Annotated in this window: 3 protein-coding genes; all 3 read right to left on the reverse strand. The window is 59.9% G+C overall.

Features of this window, described 5'->3' with window-relative positions; all coding sequences use genetic code 11:
* On the reverse strand, positions 1–603 hold a 603-nt coding region (locus BN1115_RS09425; protein ID WP_042656947.1), incomplete at its 3' end, for a hemolysin family protein.
* Positions 604–837: 234 nt separating this feature from the next.
* A complete protein-coding gene (gene ansB / locus BN1115_RS09430; RefSeq protein ID WP_042656948.1) occupies positions 838–1,896 on the reverse strand; it encodes an L-asparaginase 2 in 1,059 nt (352 codons plus the stop codon).
* Positions 1,897–2,026: 130 nt separating this feature from the next.
* Positions 2,027–2,221, reverse strand: a complete 195-nt coding sequence (locus BN1115_RS09435) for a heavy-metal-associated domain-containing protein (protein ID WP_005357810.1) — start codon at positions 2,219–2,221, stop codon at positions 2,027–2,029.
* Between the last annotated feature and the right edge of the window lie 81 nt (positions 2,222–2,302).

A 2,302-nucleotide genomic window follows, 5' to 3' on the forward strand; every position in this document is an offset into this window, starting at 1 on the left:
GCGCAGCATGGTGTGTTCATGATCCTCGATCACCCCGGCTTCCGATCCTTCCACCAGCATGGCGTGGATCTCCTCCTCGGTGACATTGTTACTGCCATTCTGGTTGACCCGCAGCAGCCGCAGGCTGGCATTGGTGGAGGCAGACAGCAGCCAGACGAAGGGGCGAGTCAGGGTTGCGAGCCAGTGCATCGGGCGGGCCATCAGGCAGGCGATGCGCTCGGCATTGAGCTGGCCAAGCCGCTTGGGCACCAGCTCCCCCACCACGATGGAGAGGTACGTGACTACCACCACCACTATGATGGTGGCGATCAGGCCACTGCTCTTGGCCGGGAGTCCCCACTCCTGCAACCAGAGGGAGAAGGGCTGGGCCAGCAGGGATTCGCCGTAGATACCGTTGAGTAGACCTATGCTGGTAATGCCGATTTGGACGGCAGAGAGAAAATGGGTCGGGTCTTCGCCCAGTTTGAGGGCAATGGCGGCGGAGCGGTTGCCTTCAGAGGCAAGCTTGCCGAGGCGAGCCTTGCGTGCGGTGACGATGGCGATTTCTGACATGGCGAAGACGCCATTAAGCAAAATCAATCCCAGCAGGATCAATATTTCCATACAGCAACAGCACTCCTTGAGTGGATAAGATCGCTGGCAGTGTAATGAATTTGGCGGCGATGCGCTTGTGAAAGCGGGTGATCCGGCTCGCTAATTTGCTGACGAGAGTCCGCGATGGCGAGAAAAGGGGCAAGGATGGAGCCAGCGAGAAGGAGCTCGCGGCGAGGTGGGCGCCACGTGATGGAAAAGGGCGGGAAGTCCCGCCCTTGCTCATCTCAGTTCAAAAACGCCTTATCAGAACTGCTGGAACCAGCGCTGGATCTGGGCCGGATCCTTGCTCTGGGTCAGAGAGAGCATCAGCAGCACCCGCGCTTTCTGCGGGTTGAGAGTGCCGGAGGCCACGAAGCCGTACTTGGCATCATCGATTTCGGCATCCAGGGTGGTGGCGCCGGTCGGTACGCGGGCGGAGCGCACCACGCGGATACCATCCTTGCTCGCCTTGGCCAGGGTATCGAACAGGGTGTGGTAGAGGTTGCCGTTACCCACCCCGGCGCTGACGATGCCGTCGAACTTGGCATCTACCATCGCCTTGGCAGGCAAGTCGGTGGCGTTGGCGTAGCTGTAGACGATGCCCACTTGCGGCAGCTTGTCGAGCTTGCTCACGTCAAACGGGGTCTTGCTGGTGTGCAGACGGGCCGGGCTGCGCTGATAGTCGATCTTGCCGTTGTGGATGTAACCCAGCGGGCCAAAGTTGGGGGAAGCGAAGGTCTGCACCCCGGTGGTGTTGGTCTTGGTGACGTCGCGAGCATCCAGCACGGTGTCGTTCATCGCCACCATGACGCCACGGCCTTTGGAGGCGGGGTCGGAGGCGGTCACTACGGCGTTGTAGAGGTTGAGCGGGCCATCAGCACTCATGGCGGTGGAGGGGCGCATGGCGCCGACCAGTACCACCGGCTTGTCGCTCTTGACGGTCAGATTGAGGAAGTAGGCGGTCTCTTCCATGGTGTCGGTGCCGTGTGTGATGACGATGCCATCCACGTCATCCTTGGCCAGCAGCTCGTTGACCCGTTTGGCCAGCTTGAGCCACACCTCGTCGTTCATGTCCTGGGAGCCGATCTTCACCACCTGCTCACCCTGCACATCGGCCACTTTCTTCATCTCGGGCACAGCGGCGATCAGGGTTTCGATGGCCACCTTGCCAGCCTCGTAGTTGGACTGGGTAGCCGACTGGCCAGCTCCGGCAATGGTGCCGCCGGTTGCCAGAATATGCACGTTGGGCAGCGCCATCGCCATGGGGGAGAGGGTCAGGCCAACGATGGCGGCGAGCAGGGTCTTGCGGATCGGTAGGGTCATGCTGCAAATCCTTATGGTTGGAATAATCGCAGCAAGTTTGCCCGTTTAATAACCCGGGTCTGTGATAAAACTCACCAAAAGACAGGTGAGTACAGATTTTTAACCTGTTTTATACCTCTATGGAGATAATTTAACTCGCAGAGAAACCCTTGGCTTCAATCAGGGCGATCAGCTCGGCCTTGCTCAGCTCGCTCTCGATGACGGCCTTGCTGCTGGCGAAATCGACGGTCGCGGTGGTGACCGCAGGCTGGGCCAGCAACGCTTTTTGCAGACTGGCGGCGCAGCCACCACAGGACATGCCGGACACGGTGAGTTCGATGGTCATGGGATATCTCCTCTGTTGATGGGCGCCAGCCTAAAGCTGCCGCCTCCGGCAAGGTCAAGCAGTCAGTACATCAGGCCCAGA

The organism is Aeromonas allosaccharophila (assembly GCF_000819685.1).
GTDB classification, from domain to species: Bacteria; Pseudomonadota; Gammaproteobacteria; order Enterobacterales; family Aeromonadaceae; genus Aeromonas; species Aeromonas allosaccharophila.